This is a genomic window from Vibrio sinaloensis DSM 21326 (genome assembly GCF_000189275.1).
Lineage (GTDB): Bacteria > Pseudomonadota > Gammaproteobacteria > Enterobacterales > Vibrionaceae > Vibrio > Vibrio sinaloensis.
Genome location: NZ_AEVT01000083.1, coordinates 73,583 through 91,429, shown reverse-complemented (window position 1 = coordinate 91,429; position 17,847 = coordinate 73,583). Strand labels below are relative to the sequence as shown.

16 protein-coding genes are annotated in these 17,847 nt (G+C 45.9%); 4 read left to right on the top strand and 12 right to left on the bottom strand.

Translation table 11 applies throughout. The annotated features are described in order from the left end of the window. Nucleotides 1–36: 36 nt before the first annotated feature. Entirely contained in the window at nt 37–933 is an 897-nt protein-coding gene (locus tag RH45_RS14845; protein ID WP_008078498.1) for a LysR family transcriptional regulator, read from the bottom strand. A 148-nt stretch (nt 934–1,081) separates the two neighbouring features. On the opposite strand from RH45_RS14845, the gene RH45_RS14840 reads away from it, so the two are divergent. Continuing rightward, nucleotides 1,082–2,713: a glycoside hydrolase family 13 protein gene (locus RH45_RS14840; RefSeq protein ID WP_008078497.1), complete on the top strand. Its 1,632-nt coding sequence runs from the start codon at nt 1,082–1,084 to the stop codon at nt 2,711–2,713. A gap of 56 nt (nt 2,714–2,769) precedes the next feature. On the opposite strand, the gene RH45_RS14835 is transcribed toward RH45_RS14840, so the two are convergent. After that, nucleotides 2,770–3,702 carry a hypothetical protein gene (locus tag RH45_RS14835; protein WP_008078496.1) on the bottom strand — a complete coding sequence of 311 codons (933 nt, stop codon included), beginning with the start codon at nt 3,700–3,702 and terminating at the stop codon, nt 2,770–2,772. A 207-nt stretch (nt 3,703–3,909) separates the two neighbouring features. Between RH45_RS14835 and RH45_RS14830 the strand changes: the two genes are divergently transcribed. Beyond that, nucleotides 3,910–4,170 carry a putative hemolysin gene (locus RH45_RS14830; RefSeq protein ID WP_008078495.1) on the top strand — a complete coding sequence of 87 codons (261 nt, stop codon included), beginning with the start codon at nt 3,910–3,912 and terminating at the stop codon, nt 4,168–4,170. On the opposite strand, the gene RH45_RS14825 is transcribed toward RH45_RS14830, so the two are convergent. After that, nucleotides 4,167–5,018 (bottom strand): YdcF family protein, encoded by an 852-nt coding sequence (locus RH45_RS14825; RefSeq protein WP_008078493.1) that lies wholly within the window; start codon nt 5,016–5,018, stop codon nt 4,167–4,169. The two genes, RH45_RS14830 and RH45_RS14825, sit on opposite strands and share 4 nt — an antisense overlap. Nucleotides 5,019–5,159: 141 nt before the next feature. Between RH45_RS14825 and RH45_RS14820 the strand changes: the two genes are divergently transcribed. Then, nucleotides 5,160–6,530 carry an L-serine ammonia-lyase gene (locus RH45_RS14820; protein ID WP_008078492.1) on the top strand — a complete coding sequence of 457 codons (1,371 nt, stop codon included), beginning with the start codon at nt 5,160–5,162 and terminating at the stop codon, nt 6,528–6,530. Nucleotides 6,531–6,540: 10 nt separating this feature from the next. Here RH45_RS14820 and RH45_RS14815 read toward each other — a convergent pair whose 3' ends face one another. From RH45_RS14815 to RH45_RS14805, 3 genes are all read right to left on the bottom strand, one after another. Further along, a complete protein-coding gene (locus tag RH45_RS14815; RefSeq protein WP_008078490.1) occupies nt 6,541–7,443 on the bottom strand; it encodes a LysR substrate-binding domain-containing protein in 903 nt (300 codons plus the stop codon). 100 nt (nt 7,444–7,543) lie between these two features. Further along, nucleotides 7,544–8,947, bottom strand: a complete 1,404-nt coding sequence (locus RH45_RS14810) for an FAD-dependent oxidoreductase (protein WP_008078488.1) — start codon at nt 8,945–8,947, stop codon at nt 7,544–7,546. A gap of 150 nt (nt 8,948–9,097) precedes the next feature. Beyond that, nucleotides 9,098–10,222, bottom strand: coding sequence for a M14 family metallopeptidase (locus RH45_RS14805; RefSeq protein WP_008078486.1), 1,125 nt, complete (start codon nt 10,220–10,222; stop codon nt 9,098–9,100). 278 nt (nt 10,223–10,500) lie between these two features. Here RH45_RS14805 and RH45_RS14800 point away from each other — a divergent pair, with 278 nt between their 5' ends. After that, a complete protein-coding gene (locus RH45_RS14800) occupies nt 10,501–11,976 on the top strand; it encodes a peptide MFS transporter (RefSeq protein ID WP_008078483.1) in 1,476 nt (491 codons plus the stop codon). Nucleotides 11,977–12,052: 76 nt separating this feature from the next. Here the strand turns inward: RH45_RS14800 and RH45_RS14795 are convergent, their stop codons facing one another. From RH45_RS14795 to RH45_RS14770, 6 genes are all read right to left on the bottom strand, one after another. Next, entirely contained in the window at nt 12,053–12,406 is a 354-nt protein-coding gene (locus tag RH45_RS14795) for a DUF3316 domain-containing protein (protein ID WP_008078481.1), read from the bottom strand. A gap of 309 nt (nt 12,407–12,715) precedes the next feature. Then, nucleotides 12,716–13,621, bottom strand: a complete 906-nt coding sequence (locus RH45_RS14790; RefSeq protein ID WP_008078480.1) for an EamA family transporter — start codon at nt 13,619–13,621, stop codon at nt 12,716–12,718. 57 nt (nt 13,622–13,678) lie between these two features. Next, on the bottom strand, nt 13,679–14,383 hold the full coding sequence (gene phnR, locus RH45_RS14785; protein WP_008078479.1) for a phosphonate utilization transcriptional regulator PhnR: 705 nt from the start codon (nt 14,381–14,383) through the stop codon (nt 13,679–13,681). Between the two features lie 9 nt (nt 14,384–14,392). Further along, nucleotides 14,393–16,114 carry a putative 2-aminoethylphosphonate ABC transporter permease subunit gene (locus RH45_RS14780; RefSeq protein WP_008078476.1) on the bottom strand — a complete coding sequence of 574 codons (1,722 nt, stop codon included), beginning with the start codon at nt 16,112–16,114 and terminating at the stop codon, nt 14,393–14,395. Between the two features lie 10 nt (nt 16,115–16,124). Then, entirely contained in the window at nt 16,125–17,237 is a 1,113-nt protein-coding gene (locus tag RH45_RS14775; RefSeq protein WP_008078474.1) for a putative 2-aminoethylphosphonate ABC transporter ATP-binding protein, read from the bottom strand. 115 nt (nt 17,238–17,352) lie between these two features. After that, nucleotides 17,353–17,763 (bottom strand): GNAT family N-acetyltransferase, encoded by a 411-nt coding sequence (locus tag RH45_RS14770; protein ID WP_008078473.1) that lies wholly within the window; start codon nt 17,761–17,763, stop codon nt 17,353–17,355. Nucleotides 17,764–17,847: the final 84 nt, after the last annotated feature.

Below are 17,847 nucleotides of genomic sequence, written 5' to 3'. Positions count from 1 at the left end.
CTGGAGTCCTTTATTGTTCGTAATTTTTGCCGGAGTTTATGCTCCGGCTTTTTTTGTGATCAACTCAATTAAATCTGCGGTTGGTTCCGTTAGAGTGCCCACTTTGGTATAGATACCAACTTGACCAATCTGATCTTGATTGAGCCACAGTTGCACCAAACCTCGCTCGTGCATGTAGTCTGCCATTTTCGACGTATACGGCATAATGGCGTTACTCATCTTTACCATGTCAATACTGGCAGAGAGGCTATCTAACTCGTAAATGACGCGAGTTTCTTGCGCCGCAACAGTAAACAGCTCTGCCCCTTCTTCCGTTAACACATCACCATGGCGTGCATGATCAGGCGTCACTTTTAGTAAGGGGTAGTTTGCCGCAAGCTCTTCGATATCTTGCTGGTTAAGCAAAGGATGTTGTGGGCGAACGTACCAAGCTTCTCTCTCTTGAAATAAAGGAATGAATCGCACCCGATAACGGCTGTTGATCCCATTGATTTCATGGCCAACAAACAGGTCAATATCGTCATTAACTAAGTGGTGCAGCATGGACAAACCATTGCCAAATTCAATATGCATTGAACTGTTTGGGTATTGTTGGCTGAATGCCTCAATCGCTTGATGGGCGAACAAAGCCCACCATGCCTCACCAACCCCAAGTTTAATTTTCCCTCCGCTACGCAGCTTCATATCGGAAAGCTGGTGGATCATTTGAGTATGCTTTTCCTGCACTTCCTGAACATATCGAAAGTAAACCCAGCCATACTCCGTCAGTTCAACGCCCTTAGAGCGGCGTATAAACAAGTCGGCACCTAACTGCTCTTCAAGTTTTTTAATCGCAGTCGTCAACGAAGGCTGGCTGATGTAGAGCTTGTCAGCCGCGGCTTTAATGCTTCCCTGACGCGCAACTTCATAAAAATAACGGTACTGTTTATCCATTAGCTATATCACAAGTCAAAATTACTGGGTGAGATTAGCCTTTGGTATTGATTTTTTCTATAACCCAATTCAAAGAATCAATTATTTTTGCGCTTTTTAGTCCGCTATAGTTTGACTCAGTTCCGATTCAAACAGCAGGAAAGAAAAAATGGAAAAGCGTTGGTGGCATGACAGTGTCGTTTATCAAATCTACCCACGTAGCTTTTGTGATTCAAATGGTGATGGTGTCGGTGATCTACAAGGCATCATTAGTAAGCTCGATTACCTAGAGAGTCTCGGTATTGACGTTATTTGGCTTTCACCTGTCTATCAGTCGCCGATGGATGATAACGGCTACGACATCTCCGATTACCAAGCGATCGCGCCTGAGTTTGGCAGCATGGACGACATGCGTGAATTGCTCGACAAAGCCAAACAACGCGGCATTCGTATTGTCATGGATTTGGTGGTCAACCATACCTCTGATGAGCACCCGTGGTTTGTCGAGGCCAAATCTAACCCTGACAGTGAATACCGAGACTTCTACATTTGGCGTAATGCTAACGAAGATGGCTCAGTGCCAAGCGATATTGATTCAATTTTCGGAGGCAGCGCTTGGCAATGGGATGAAGAGAACCAACAGTATTTCTTCCACTTATTCTCAAAGCGTCAGCCTGACCTTAACTGGGAAAATAGCGCACTGCACGACAAAGTGTTCGACATGATGAATTGGTGGATTGACCAAGGGATTGGCGGCTTCCGTTTGGATGTGATCGATCTGATCGGCAAAGAGATTGATAAAGGCATTACAGGCAATGGCGAGCGTTTGCACCCGTTACTGAAAAAAATGAATCAGGCGACCTTCGGTGACAAGGATTTATTAACCGTAGGTGAAACGTGGGGCGCGACACCAGAAATTGCCAAATTGTACAGCAATCCAGAGCGCAATGAGCTCTCTATGGTGTTCCAGTTCGAACACATCACGCTAACTTGGCAAAATGGCGATAAATGGCAACCACAGCCGCTTGATTTAATCGAATTCAAACAAGTCCTCACTAAATGGCAAGTCGAACTGAAAGACCAAGGTTGGAACTCGTTGTTTTGGAACAATCACGACCTACCGCGCGTTGTTTCGAAATACGGGTGTGACAAACAACACCGAGTTAAATCAGCCAAGATGCTCGCTACAACACTGCATATGATGAAAGGCACACCTTACATCTATCAAGGCGAAGAGATCGGAATGACCAATGTCGCGTTTGATACCATTGAACAGTACAAAGATATTGAAACGCTGAACTTCTATAAAGTGAAGACGGAATCTGGTGTAAGCCACGAGCACATGCTCAAGGCCATCCATGAAAATGGCCGCGACAATGCTCGAACGCCGATGCACTGGGACGATTCACGCAATGCCGGATTTACTGATGGTGATCCTTGGATCGAAATTAACCCTAACTATCCTCAAATTAACGTCGCGGCAGCTTTGGACGACAAGCACTCTATTTTCTACCACTACCAACAGTTAGTGGCACTAAGAAAAGCGCACCCTGTTATTGTTTATGGGGAGTTCATTCCGCTTTTGGAATCGCACGACAAAGTCTTTGCGTACGAGAGGAAAGATTCACAACAGCATATTGTTGTCATCAGCAACTTTAGCGGTGACGAAGTTAATATTGAGCTGCCAGAACACTTAGTGGGTAAACCATGTAGCACGCTCATTAGTAATGAAGGAGAGGTCGAAACACTGGCGGCGTCGATGACGTTGACACCCTATCACTCTCTAGCGGTAATGCTGTAACTTACCTTGCAAAACAAAAGGCGCTTTCAAAGCGCCTTTTTTTATTCTTGGTGTCACTAACCGTCAGCGGTAATAACGTCTATCAACTCTTGCTGAACTTGGTCGGCTTTGTCGTTATCGATTTGGCAAGTCCCCGCGGCTTTATGACCGCCACCACCATATTTCAGCATCAACTCACCAACATTAGTTTTTGAGCCTCGATCAAAAATCGATTTGCCCGTTGCAAAAACGGTGTTTTGCTTCTGGAATCCCCACATCTTATGAATTGAGATATTACACTGTGGGAATAAGGCGTAAATGATAAAACGGTTACCCGCGTAAATGGTTTCTTCATCCGTTAAATCGAGGAGAACCAAGTTGTCATGAACCGTAGCACAACGCTGAATTTGATCTTTAAATAGCACTTCGTGCTCTCGATATAGATCAATACGCTCTTTTACGTCTTCTAACTGTAAAATCTCTTCAATTGAGTGGTTCTTACAGTACTCAATCAAATCCATCATTAGATTGTAGTTGGAGATGCGGAAGTTACGAAAACGCCCTAAACCAGTGCGCGCATCCATCAGGAAGTTCAGCAAGTTCCAGCCCGATGCATCTAACACTTCGTCACGATTGAACTGGGCAGAATCCCCTTTATCAACCGCTTCCATCATATCTAGCCACGCGCTTGGAAAGGTATTCTCACCACCGTAATGCTCCCAGACAACACGCGCTGCCGATGGTGCATTAGGGTCGATAATGTGATTTTCAGGGTTACCTTCGTTGCGAATTGTTTCTGATAAGTGGTGATCGAAAACGAGGTGGGCATTAGCAACATACGGTAGATTAGTGACAATATCGCGGGAGGTAATTTCAATTACTCCATCCTGCATGTCTTTCGGGTGAACGAATTTGATATCGTCAATGAGGTTCATTTGTTTGAGTAAAACAGCGCAAACTAGACCATCAAAGTCACTGCGAGTGACTAGGCGAAATTTCTGCTCTGACATCTTGCACGTCCTATGCTTATGCGAATTTAATAGTATAAGATACCTTATTATAAGTGGCCTTTATGTTACAACAATAAAACCGCGAGTTAGTATGACCAACCTCTTATTATTCTAGACTCCCCCCTACTTTTAACAAACTTAAGACAATGTTTTTAATCGCTTATCCTATACTCATATGCGTATTGTTGAGCTACTGGAGAAAGTAAGATGAAAAAGACCCATCTATTGTTCGCTATAGTTGGTACCTTGGTTCTGGCTGGATGTGTAAGTGAGCCAGACGAGTATGAAGTGAAAGAGTACACCTCATTGGCTAACCCTGCTGCGGTCTACTGTGTTCAGAAAGGCGGTGAGTTAGACACAGTGAGCGAAAACAATCAACGCGTTACCTACTGCGTACTCTCAGACGGAAATCGCATCGAACAGTGGGAGTATTATCGCAATCACTCTCAGTCAGACAGCAACTCCTAATCACATGACTGCTGGCTGCTTTCTGGGTCTAATTGACGGTTTAAAGCAGTCAGCTTAGTGTGAAATTTCGGTAAACACTCGTTCACCACATCCCTATCTGTACCACTGTGCATCCGAGTCACAAGTTGGTCGAGGTGAGCGACTTCTTCTCTCACTTGCGGCTCGACAACCCAACTCATTAAGCGTTCCAGCGCTCGCTTAGCAATCTGGTAAGGCTCAAGGTACACTTCCTCTAGCGGACGCTCAAATACCCCAAGTGACACCCCTTGTAAAAACACTCGATAAACAGTGAGCTCATCAAGCGCCAAAAAACACTCTCCTGCTCGGTTTTGATGCGGGTATGGAACCAAGCGATGCTGCCGTTGGTTGTCACTGATGTTCACCTCTAAGCCTGCTTGGTGGCATTGCTGCTGAAAACCTTTCAACAAGCCCTGCTCATCCAACAAAGACTGAATCTGAAACAGACGCTCTAAATGATAGTCGTTGCTGACAAACGAGATATTTACAGGACCGCGAATTCCCTTTTCCAGCAAAATGTTGGCGACGTTAGTAAAATTTTCCATCGTATTGGTCGAGGTATTTTCAAGCAGAATCATTGCAGGCCGATTTAACCACTCCGGCGCAATGGCGGTAAAATATTCAAGCATTCGCTTCGCTTCCGATTGTGTCTGATCGCCCGTCACCCCGCCACAAAACACTAAAACAGTCGACTCAATGTTGAATTGGCTGAGGTGCGCTGGAAGCGCTGAGACTCGTGAGCGACCTTCAGCAGTCAACTCATCACACACCAATCTTTTACCAAGGACAATGATCACATCGCGAATACTCTCTGTTTGACCACTTCTCACTTATTTACCTCTATTTGAATGATATCTGTACAAAAGGAAATTTTGTCGGTAGTTTAAGCCAGGTTAACAGTATGTTAACTATTATTAAGAGAGCCTGACCAACAGGCCTTGTCAGCACTGAAAGATACAGGAAACAAGTTTATGCTGTCGATATTTGATATTTTCAAAGTTGGAGTTGGTCCTTCCAGCTCCCACACCAACGGTCCTATGCTCGCAGGATACCATTTTACTCAGTTACTTGCGTCTGACATAAGCAAGACGCACAGAGTTCAAGTCGATCTGTTCGGTTCACTCTCTTTAACGGGTAAAGGCCACCATACTGACCGCGCCGTCGTTCTTGGCTTACTGGGTAATAAACCGGATACGATTAAAATGACCAGTGCCAAAGAGGCTCTGCATGAGGCCGTAGGCAATGGTGTATTGAATCTTGGCGCGCAACAGCCAATTACATTTAGTTATGACGACGATATCCTCTTCCATAGTGATAACTTGCCCTTGCATGAAAATGGTATGTCAATAACCGCGTTTAATGCCAAAGGTGAGCAGCTCGCGACGGAAACGTACTATTCTATCGGTGGTGGGTTTATTGCTACCGCGGATGAGTTACAAAATGGCAGCAATGACAAGCCGGTCGATGTTCCCTTCCCATTTACCAGCGCCGATGAAATGTTAGCGCAAGCGGAACAAAACGGTTTCAGCCTCGGTGGTATGATCCTGCAAAATGAACTGAGCTTCTGGAGCGCCGACGAGATTGATCGTAAAGCCGAGCAAATTTGGAAGGTCATGTCTTTATGTATGCAGCGCGGCTTTGAAACAGAAGGTATCTTAGAAGGCGGTTTGAATGTTACTCGTCGAGCACCAAACCTGCTGAAAAAACTCGAAGCGAATGCGGCAATCGAGACCGATCCAATGGAAGTAATGGATTGGATAAACTTATTTGCTTTTGCCGTCAGTGAGGAAAATGCTGCAGGCGGCCAAGTGGTTACTTCGCCAACCAATGGTGCAGCTGGCGTGATCCCTGCCGTGCTCATGTACTACCACAGATTCATTAAAGAGCTCGACCTCAAGCAGATCAAAGACTTTATCGCCGTTGCGGGTGTGATTGGCATTTTGTACAAAACGAATGCATCCATTTCGGGCGCCGAAGTAGGCTGTCAGGGTGAAGTCGGTGTTTCTTCTTCCATGGCTGCTGCTGGACTGACAGCACTGCGTGGAGGAAGCAATGAGCAGATCTGTATCGCTGCAGAGATCGCAATGGAGCATTCATTGGGCATGACTTGCGACCCAATCGGCGGTTTGGTCCAAGTTCCTTGTATTGAACGAAACGCAATGGGAGCAATGAAAGCGATTAATGCTTCGAGAATGGCACTAAAACGCACCAGTAAGTGTCTAATTTCTCTTGATAAAGTGATTGCTACTATGTACCAAACTGGTAAAGATATGAATCGAAAGTATCGCGAGACCTCTTTAGGCGGACTCGCCGTAATTCATATGGCGCCACCTTGCGAATAGTCAAACTCAGCTAGTCGACACTGTGCTTTAACCAATCAAAAAACTGGATAGCCATCGGGTTCGATGGGTTATGGCACAGTGTGTAGTGGCTCGTCTCGCAGGGGATTTTCCATTCTCCAACGATCTGCAACTCTCCCTGCTTTAATTGATTTTCTATCAATACATCTTTGACCATTAAAATCCCCAACCCACATACTGCGGCTTCGACTGCAAGCAAAGAATGGTCAAAATTGAGCGTTGGCTTAACCCAGTCTTGGCAGTAGCCGATTCGATTGAACCAGTAGTTCCAGTTTTCTCTATACCCGGTAGTAGAGAGCTTTTCTGCCTTTGCGATATCAGAAACTTTCGCTACGCCGTGCTGCTTGATGTAGCTCGGAGAGGCTGCGAGAACCCAATGTTCACTGGTAAGTCGCTCAGCATATTGACTGCCTTTTGGCAGCACACCGTTGATGATTTCAATATCCGCTGTTTGGCTGGTATTTGGATAAGGATTGGATGTCGTGGCGATCTTGAGCTCTAAATCTGGGTGGAGGCGTTGAAATTCAGCAAGCCTAGGTATTAGCCATTGATGACAAAAACTCTGAGCAATATTGAGCGTGAGCAAGTTACGCCTTTTCCGCTCAAACAGTTGCTCTGTGCCAACCGAAAGTGAGTCGAACATTTGAGTTAGGAGTGGCAAATAATACTGTGCGTCATCGGTGAGTGTCAGTTGTGAACCGCTTCGTTCGAACAGCGTTGCCTCTAGGTACTGTTCAAGTAACTTAACTTGCTGACTCACAGCCGCGCGAGTGACGTTTAGCTCTTGCGCCGCTTTGGTGAGGCTTTTCAACCTAGCGGCAGATTCGAACGCCTTCAAAGCATTCAATGGCGGTAAAAAACGGTGTGAATGTTGAGCGTGCGTATTGTAAGACATAGATGAGCGCTTTAATAAAACAAACGCTCATCCTGCCAACAAAATATGACACCAACATTATGGCCATAAGGACAACTCTGGGCTCAGGCTTTGATTGGTGTTATTCAACCTTATCCGCTTTGCCTGCAGCGCCAGCAAACTTTGCCAGCCATTTATCCCACGGCCTAGGTGTCTCTTCCCGATCTTCAGCGTCTTCTTTTCTCCTTACCGCATTTCTCACCATCATCGCGCCTAACCAACGTATTGGCTCTGGTGGGAAATACCCTAGTGGTCCTTTTGCTAAACCACATTGTGACCAAGCATCTTGTCGCTCCAACACCAAAGAAGTAAGAATCTTAGCTCCGATCCGAGTTTGAGTCACACCATTACCAGAATAACCAAAGCCATAAACGATGTTTTCCTGTCCATCTAAATGACCAAAGAAAGGCAAACCTGTCACTGAGCGATCTGAGCCTCCTGTCCAACTGTATGCAAATTCAGATTGGCCCAGCTCTGGAAACAAGTGGCTAAACGAGCGCGAAATTAAATCAGCATACTGACTTTGTTTATTAAACATAGGGTCAACACGATTGGCGAATGAGAACTGATTGCCGCCTTTACCAAGCATGAGGCGCCCGTCTTTGGTATCTCGATAATAATGGACGAATATTCTTGAATCGACGACTGACGCGCCCTGTTTTAAGCCACTTTGCTCGAGTTGCTTTTTGATTGGATCGGTTATCACCATGTCGGATGAGACAACCACAATGCTGCGCTTAAACGGCTTAAAATGTTCGATCATCCAAGCGTTCAAACCTAACACGACTTTACCTGCATAGATGCTCCCATGTGGCGTATTAACGACAGCGGGAGAGCCAAATTCGAGCCTCTCCATCGCGGTATTTTCATATACCTTGATACCTAGCTGAATTGCCACACGACGCAAACCTCGAACCAATAGCGCAGGTTGGACGCTGCCTGCCGCAGGTGAATAGTGGCCTTCAATATGCTGGTTCGAACCGGTAGAGGCCGTCAACTCTGGCTTTGAACAACTTGTCCAACTGTTACAGGCAAGCTGTTCCAGTTGTTCGACGATCGGTTGCATCTGCCCCTGCTGCGCCGAGTTAGTGGCCGTATAGAAGGTCCCACTGCGGTAAAGCTGCGCATCAATATTGTGCTCAAAGCAGAATTGCTCAATGTCGTACACCGCCTGCTCAGACTCTTCCACTAACCATTTTGCTTGCTCCTCACCGAATAGGCGCTTTAACGTGGGGTACTTGGTCGACCAAGTCAGCATGCAACCACCGTTAGCCCCAGATGCTCCACTGCCACATAACCCTTTATCTATCACAACGATATCGAGATGCGGTTGCTGTTGTTTAAGCATAATTGCGGTCCAAAGACCGGTGTAACCGCCACCCACGATCGCGACATCCGCTGAAATATCTGTTGCGAGAGTTTGAGTGTCGAGCGGGGATTCCATTTCTAACGCTTGCTTGAACCAATAAGATAGATGAGATGACATGTTCATTTCCTTCATTTTGTCGCTGAAGAAAATGTATCCCGCCAAGCGACAGACGCACAGCGAGCATTTGTTACGCAGAGCGTAAGCTTTACTAACGCAAAAGGCGCGGAAAACTCCGCGCCTTTTACATATTTATTGATACAAAGCTTACTAGATCTTTTCGACCATCGCAAATGTCGCGGCCAACATGTCATGACCAAACTTAATGCTACGCTCCGGTGACCAACCATACAGTGGATCGGGGTACTCGTTGTTATCTTTAAATGGCATCTCTACAGTATAAGCCAAACACTTAAACTGCTCGCCTACCCAATTTGAGCCAACCGTCAGGTTTGCCTTACCCGGCTCATCTTTGTCGTAACCATGTTGATCTTGGAACTCAGGAGTCACCGTATGCAGTGCCTGCTTAAATGCATTCTCCAGACTAGCCAAACGCTCGTCGTAAGACGGAATGCCTTCAGAGCCTGCAACAAAGTTGTATGGAATTGCCTCATCACCGTGAATGTCCAAGAACATATCAACACCTGTTGCTAGCATACGCTCGCGCACAAGGAAAACTTCTGGGCTGCGCTCCATGGTTGGGGTTTGCCACTCTCGGTTTAAGTTCACGCCAATCGCATTACAGCGCAGGTGCCCTCGAATTGCACCATCTGGATTCATGTTAGGCACCACATACAACACGGCTTTCTCAAGTAGCGCGCGCGCAGTCACGTCATCTTCATCAAGTAAACGTTGAACAACCCCTTCCATAAACCACTCTGCCATAGTCTCGCCAGGGTGTTGGCGGGCAATCAGCCATATTTTCTTTTTGCCCTCTTCCGGCTCACCGAAGGTCAACAGACTCATGTCATTGCCATCAAGGGTGTGACCTAAAGTTTCTAGCTGACAGTGATGGGCATTTTGTGCCATGTGCAGCAGATCAAGGTGTCGATCATAACTGTAAGGCGCAAAGTAGGCGAAATAGACCGAGCCACGCTCTGGATAAAAAGAGAAGCTTAATGTATCGCCATCAAACTGAGCAGGAATGCGGAACCACTCTTCACGATCGTAAGAAGCAACCACGTCGTAGCCAGTCCAACCTTCAGGATAAGCCGAGCCTTTTAGGTCAAGAATATTGATTGTGTGTTGTTGCTCAGGCTGAGTTTCCAGGCGGAAATGAAACCATTGGTAAAATTCCGATTGATTATCATTAGGAATTTTAAGTTGAATATCGTCCTTATTCTCTGCATTGATGACCTCAATGCTACCACTATCGAAGTTACTGAAGATCTTCATAGAGTTACGTCCTTTTTCAGTTGGACTAGTGACACGCAGGCTAACACAAAGATAGCTGACTAAGAATCATTTTCCACTGGCTAAGCGGCGATAATCTAATCCACTTTTATTCCACGCAAACGTTTTAGATCAAACACATTATAAAAATTTATGCGAAGTTGAGAAAAAATCGTGCATAGAATGTGTTTTCTGCGATAATTGTTTCAATTTATAACATGCCACAGATGTTAAAATATATAGTTGTTAACACTGTGTTATAGCAATAAAAAGAGATTATTATGTGGAATAAACTGAACAAATCAATGATGTTCTGCCAAGCTATGTTTGGCTTATCATTCTACGGCGTGATGGTCATTCTGACTCGTTTTTTCTTAGAAGATCTGGGATATAACGAAGCAGATACCATGATGGTTGTCGGTGCCTTTTCTTCTATTGGCCCACTGTTCGCAATCGCGGGTGGCTTTATAGCAGATAAGTTCCTCGGTGCCTATCGTTCTTTGACGATCGCCTACGGTACCTTCGCAACGGGTTACACCTTGTTGGTTCTTGGCGCTTCAGCGACTAACGTACCCATGGCTCTCGTCGGTATTGCACTTGCGAGTTACGCTCGTGGTTTGATGTCTCCTTCTTACCCAAGTCTTTATAAACGTACCTTTGCCTCAGAAGAAGACTTCGAAAACGGCTACCCAGTAAACTACTCTGTGAACAATGTTGGCGCACTACTTGGCCAGTACCTGTTCCCAATGTTCGTACTGGTTATTGGCTTCCATGGTAGCTTCACGCTATCTGCTGTAATGGCGGCCTTCGCTTTTGCTGTGCTTATCATTTTTAACAAGCAACTTGTTGGTGTCGGTGCAGATATTGACCAACAGCCAGTTAGCACTAAAAATTGGATCGCATTCCTTGGCCTTTCTGCAGCCATGGTTGGCCTGGTATTTTTCATGTTCTCAAACATGGATATCGGCCAAAACATCGTTTACGCAATTGGTGCAGCGGCAATCTTGTACTTCATCAGCCTAATGGTGAAATCGGGTAAATCAGATGCTCTTAAAATGGGTACCATCTTAATCATGACGGTACTGACTACGTGCTTCTTTGTTTACTACGGTCAGATGATGACTTCGATGACCATGGTAACCATCAATACCATGCGTGGTGACCTGTTTAACCTGATCCCTATCGCACCAGAAGCTTCTATGGCGATGAACCCACTGTGGTGTATCGTTGCGGGCCCTGTTATCGCGATGACCTTCTCTTCACTAGAGAAAAAAGGCATTAACTTCTCAACAGCGACTAAGATTGGTTTTGCGTTTATCTTTACCGCGATTGCGTTTGGTATCTTGACCATGGCAGTGATGAACATCGGTGAAGATGTGGTTATTCGCCCGGAAGTTTTCCTAGCGATTCACTTCTTCCAAGCTTTTGCCGAGGTCATTGTGGGCAGCTTAGTGGTTGCATTTATTCTGTCTGTTGCACCTAAGCACATTGAAGGCTTCTCTGTATCTCTGTTCTCAGTCGCCATGGCACTATCTGGTATTGTTGGTGCCGTATTCTCAACGTCTATTGCGTTAGAAAAAGGCCAAGAGATCACACAAGAGATTGTTCAAACGGTATATGGCGATTACTTCCAACTGCTTACTGTTCTCGCGGTTGTTATGGTTGCCATTGCTCTAGTGTGTTCCGTTATCATCCGTAAAATGCTGGCTGCCGCTCGTGCTGACGAGCAGCCAGAGTTGGTTGAAGCAGAAAGCTAATCAGCAAACATAAAAAGAAAGCCCCGGTACAGAAGACCGGGGCTTTTTTATTTGCGCTAGCGAAAATAATAAAATCTTAGTTTCTCTCACGAGCTCGGTATTCATAGCTCATGTTGATCACTGGTTGATAAGCGATATCACCGTCACTGGTTACGATCTCATTGACCGTTACCTGAGAGTTACGAAGTTCAAATGAGTTTACATCGACTAACTCATTAGACGAATAATTCACTGAACGACTAAGTTCAAACGGCGATTTGTTGTTAATCTCCATGATCATTTGTTTGCCTTGCGCCAAAGCCGCATCACGAGACATTTGCGGATTACCATTCATCGTTTCACTGTTAACGACGGTGTTGTATGCACCAGAACCTGCTAGTGCAACTGAACTGAATAACGCGATGCTTGCTAAACTTACTAACTTAATCATAACTGACTCCTTGGTTACCTAAAATCGAGCTTTATGCCTTGCTCGAATACCTTAATGGTACGTAACAAATGACCTTTGAGACTTAGAAATAATTGCACTAGATCATCAAGTTTTTCGAAATCGCCGAAGAGTTAAATCTGGCGCGATTAGTGCGGTTATCACGGTCTGTTATATGCAGTAAGCAAGAAATCACCAAGATTCAATCACTTGTTAGTTTGAGTCTAGAATTAAGAAAGCGAACCGTTCTCATTCTTTAGAGTGATTTGTTATAGCAGTAGTGGCAAATATCATAAAAGAATCTGCCCGTTTTCATCCAATCACACTAATGATAAGCCCTGAAAGGATCAATAAAGTGCCTACAACTCGGGTTAATAGCCACTTCTCACCTAAGAATAAGATACCGAAAATGAGGCCAAAGACGATGCTAAGCTGTCTTAAGGCAACGACATAGCTGACGTTTTCGGTCATCGTCATGGCGTACAGTACTAGGCCGTATGTCGTAGACATCATGACTCCAGCCATGGTTGCTGTTCGGCGAATAGACCATGCTTGGCTGAAATCCTCTTTCTTGCCACTTAGCAATAAATACAGCGCGATCGGCGTAACAATGGCCCAAAACTGAATGCCAAGGTAGAACACCGCGGATTTCCGGTCTGAAACAAGGTGTGACACGCTCTGGTTAATTACGAGTAGTGCCTCTTTATCCACTAGAGAGTAGCCAGCCGTACCTATCGCGGCGATTAACGCGAACAGCACGCCCAAATTTTGATAGTGCTTGAACTTGAATTGTTTGAGCGACTCAATTGGCACAAACAAACACCCCAAGGTAATCAAACCAAAACCAAGCCACCCTGCGAACGACAGCGAATACCCGAGTAAAACAGATCCAAGACCGACCATGAGCACTGGCAAAGATCGGGCGATCGGATAGACCAAGCCGATGTCAGCGTGCTTGTAGGCAAAACCCAACCCGAGCAGATAAACCACTTGTGCAATACCGCTCACCATAAGTAGCAACCAAAACTGGCCAGGAAAGGACTCAAGGCCAACCTGATGCAAGTACCAAACGATATAAGGGGTTAGGAGCAATGCGGCGGCACTGCCACTGGCAAGAAAGAAGGCGGGGCCGGAGACTTTATTACTCTTACTCAGTAAGTTCCATCCTGCATGGAGAAAGGCAGAAACGACGACTAAACAGATTGCCCAAATTGACATGAATGTTCCTTATAAAAAAGGCCTCCACTCGGGAGGCCCGCCATATACAGTGATAGATTATGGCTGCAACTGCGCCACCGACTCAATACTGATTGCATCATGACGCCAGTATTCAATGTCGCAATCGATAAGTTCACCATGCTGGTTATAGTTGACCCGCTCAACCACCATTGCTGGCGTCCCAGAGGTCGCGCGTAGTGCTTGTGCTGTCTCACCCAATAAAGTGCTGGTAGAAATGCGGTAACGGATTTTTTGATAGGTTACGCCAAAGTGCTCGCGATAAATATCTGTGAGTGAGTTGGAGAGATCAAAATCTAGTAAATTAGGAAACAGTTCAGGGCGAACATAATTGACAACGTAAACGACAGGGCGCTCTTCAAGATAGCGAACGCGATCCACACGATACACATCAGAGAATGGTTGCAAATTCAATAAACGCGCCGCCTGTTTGTTGGCTAAGATACCTTTCGCTGACACAACTTCCGTTTTGGGAACACGATTTTGTGCCTTAGCCATATTCGGAAAGTTAAGTGTCTGGGTCGGGTCATACTGAAGTGGCTCAGGAGAAATAAACCAACCACGGCGATCTTCTCTGTATATGCGACCTTCCGCTTCTAGGAGGGACAGCGCTTCTCTTAACGTGACACGAGTAGTATCAAATGACTCTGCTAACTTGCGTTCAGCAGGGAGCTTTTGCCTTGGCGACAACAATCCAGATTCAATTTGCTCAACAATGGAGTCTTTAATTTTTACGTATTGCACTTATCGCCCTTACCTTTTGCGCCATGCTTGCGTTTTGTTTTCTAGCCATTTACCTAAGGTCATATGAACCAACTTGGCTGTGGCTGCAGAAATCATGATCATTACCGCCATCGCTGCAGCTGCGCCAGTCTGTCCTGCATCATCCATGTTCAATACCGACACTGAAGCAGGAATAGTATCCGTCGAATAGATAAATACTACCGCAGATGTGGTGGTCAATGCATTAATAAACAGATAGCTAGCGATATCGAATATGGCTGGTAAGCAAACTGGCAGCGTCACTTTAAAAAACAATTTGTATTGTGGCAGCTTAACCGATGCCGCCGTTGCCTCAATCTCGGATGGAATCTGCTTCAATGCAGTAATGGCTGTCATATGGCCAACGGTGTAGTAGTGCACCACCGTATTGATCACCAAGAAAGCTAAGGTGCCATACAATACGTTCAAGGGATTGTTCATGTCATTGAAATAAAAAATATAGCCTAATCCCAACACCATACCCGGTACCGCCATAGGCACCACACTTAACATTTGCATCGCTTGCCTTATCGCTGCAAACGCTCTGCCCTTCTCAATGCAGTATGCACCGACAAAAATCAATCCCGTCCCTATGATGGCCGTCCACGTAGCAAGAGAAATTGAGTTAAAGAAAGGGCTCCAGCCATAGGTGCTCATTTCAGCAAAATTGTAATTGTTTAACGTCAACGCTTTATTCCAAGGCCAGAAAGTGACCAAAGAGCCGTATACTGCCATGCCAAGTACGGCAATGACGGCAAGAGAAATAACGCTACAGTAAATCAAACACACACCATCACGGATCGGACTTGGCTCTGGTTGATAAGGAACAGAGCGGGTATCGAACAAACTTTTTTGCTTTTTCTGCACCCAACGATCGGCCACAAACGCTAATAACGCGGGGATAAGTAAAACAATGCTGGTCACCGCACCCATCGAGAAGTTCTGCTGACCAACCACCTGCTTAAAAATGTCCGTCGCTAGCACATTGTAGTTACCGCCAATGACTTTAGGGACCCCGAAGTCGCAGACCACCAGCGTAAACACAACAATTAGTGTGCTGATGAGTCCGTATTTGGCCGCTGGCAACGTCACCACAAAGAAGGTTTTAAACGGCGACGTTTTCAACGCACGGGAAGCTTCATAAAGTCGAGCATCTGATGTTCTCAGCGATGTTGTTAATATCATCAACGCATGGGGGAAGGTCCAAAAAACAAGTCCCATTGATATACCAATCAACCCATACACCGAGTGACCTTGGAGTAACTCTTTAGCGATACCCTGATTGCCAAACAAAAATATCAAGCTGATGGCCGGTAATAATGAAGGGGCAAGGATGGGTGCAGTACCCAATATATGAAATACCCCTTTGAACGGCATGCAAGAGCGCGTCAACGCGTAGGCATAACCAAAAGCCAGCAACCCGACGATACTGGTGACAATCAGGCCAACGGTAAACGTATTGCCAATTGAGTGCCATATCGCAGGCTGAGAAAAGTAAAGGGCGAAGTTGGCCAGTCCAACAAACTCTCCATCACTATTTTGTACACTCTTGGTCATCATCGCCCATAACGGCATCACAATGAACAGCAGCATGATAATAGCGATGAAGGTCAGCAGACCAAACAAAACGAGATTGTCGCGACTGATGCGACTTAAATAGCTATGCGCAGAAGGCTTAGAGGTCGCCACGCTAGGTGTTGTCATTGTATCCATCTCAACCTCACTACGCCGCTAACGCTTTGTTATTGTTGGGACAGAGTGATGGGTAGGCTCTTAAACCGAGGCTGGCAAATTGAATGTAACGGATGTCGCCACGACGTAACTTTAACTGCTGAGCGGCCTCACAAGAGACATCGACATAGAGTGTATTCGCTTGATGGTCATGCTGTAGCTCACATTCAACCCGGTAGAACGCACCAAGAAACTCTTGCGAACGGATACGCACAGGCAACGCATTGCTATAGCGCTCAACAAATTTGATATTTTCTGGCCTGACCGCTAAGTCAAAGTGGTCGCCGCGTTTTACCTGTTTATTGTCGATGGCGGGAGCCTTAATCAAAGATTCCGCGATACGCAGTTGATCGTCAGCAGAGGCCGAGCAGGAAATAAAGTTCATTTTACCAACAAACTCCGCGACGAAACGTGAGGCGGGTTTTTGATAAATCTCTTGTGGCGTGCCGACCTGTTCGATGACCCCGTGGTTCATTACAACGATCCGATCCGCCATGGTCAAAGCTTCGTCCTGATCGTGAGTCACCATGATGGTGGTAATCCCAAGTTTACGCTGTAACTTACAAATTTCATCGCGAAGATGAACCCGTACTTTAGCATCCAATGCAGACAACGGCTCATCTAGCAATAGTAGACCTGGAGATAGTGCCAACGCGCGAGCTAAAGCAACTCGCTGCTGTTGACCACCAGAGAGTTGGTTGGGATATTTTAGCCCCGACGTGGCTAATCCGATCATGTCGAGCCACTGCTCGACCTTCTCCAGCGCCTCTTTTGTCGTCATCCCCTGATTTTTAAGCCCAATGGCAATGTTCTCTTGAACCGTAAGGTTGGGAAACAAGGCGTAAGATTGAAAAACGATACCGAAGTCGCGCTTTTCGGGTGGCAAAAAGGTGGTATCGACACCGTCTTGAGAAATCGTACCAGCAGTGGGTAAATCCAGCCCAGCAATAGCTCTCAGCAAGGTTGTTTTTCCACAGCCTGAAGGGCCAAGAAAGCAAACGAACTCACCCTTTTCGATCGATAAGGAAATCTGTTTTAATGCGGTGAACTGGCCAAACTGTTTGACCACGTTTTCGATTTGTAAATACGTTTGGTTAGCAGACATAACACGCCCCTCAAATGGTATATACCAAGATTAGTGCGAGTTTGTTTCAGTCGAATGACAAATTTATAGAGGAAAGATGACAGAAGGATGAACCGGTGAAGCAACGGGGCAACACCTAGTCAGTCAAACTGAGTACCATTTTGAAGTAGGCAACCTCACCTTTATAGAACCTCTCCCCTTGCGGCTCAAGACCAAAACGTTGATACAATGACGCAGCCGTTTCTCTTGCGTCACACCAAAAAAGTGTGCAGTGTTTTTGCCTTACGTCTTCGAGTATCGCGGTGAGCAACTGACTACCAATGCCCTGCCCTTGATAATCTTGTAAGGTAGCAAACTTTCGCAATCGACTCACCCGGTTGTGGGTAAATACAGAGGCAACGCTCACCAGTTCATCATTGATAAAAGCGCCATAATGTTCGCCAAATTCATCGTCATCTACACGACAATAATCGATACTCTTGTGCGGCCAAAGCACGGCAAAGCGAATGGGCAATGTTTGCTCTGCGCTTATAGGCTTAATGATCATGCAACGCTCCTTATTCTGTGACCTCAGTGTGCCGTGCCAGCTCTAAAAATGCAAAAAGGGAGCCTTCGCTCCCCTATTCCTGTG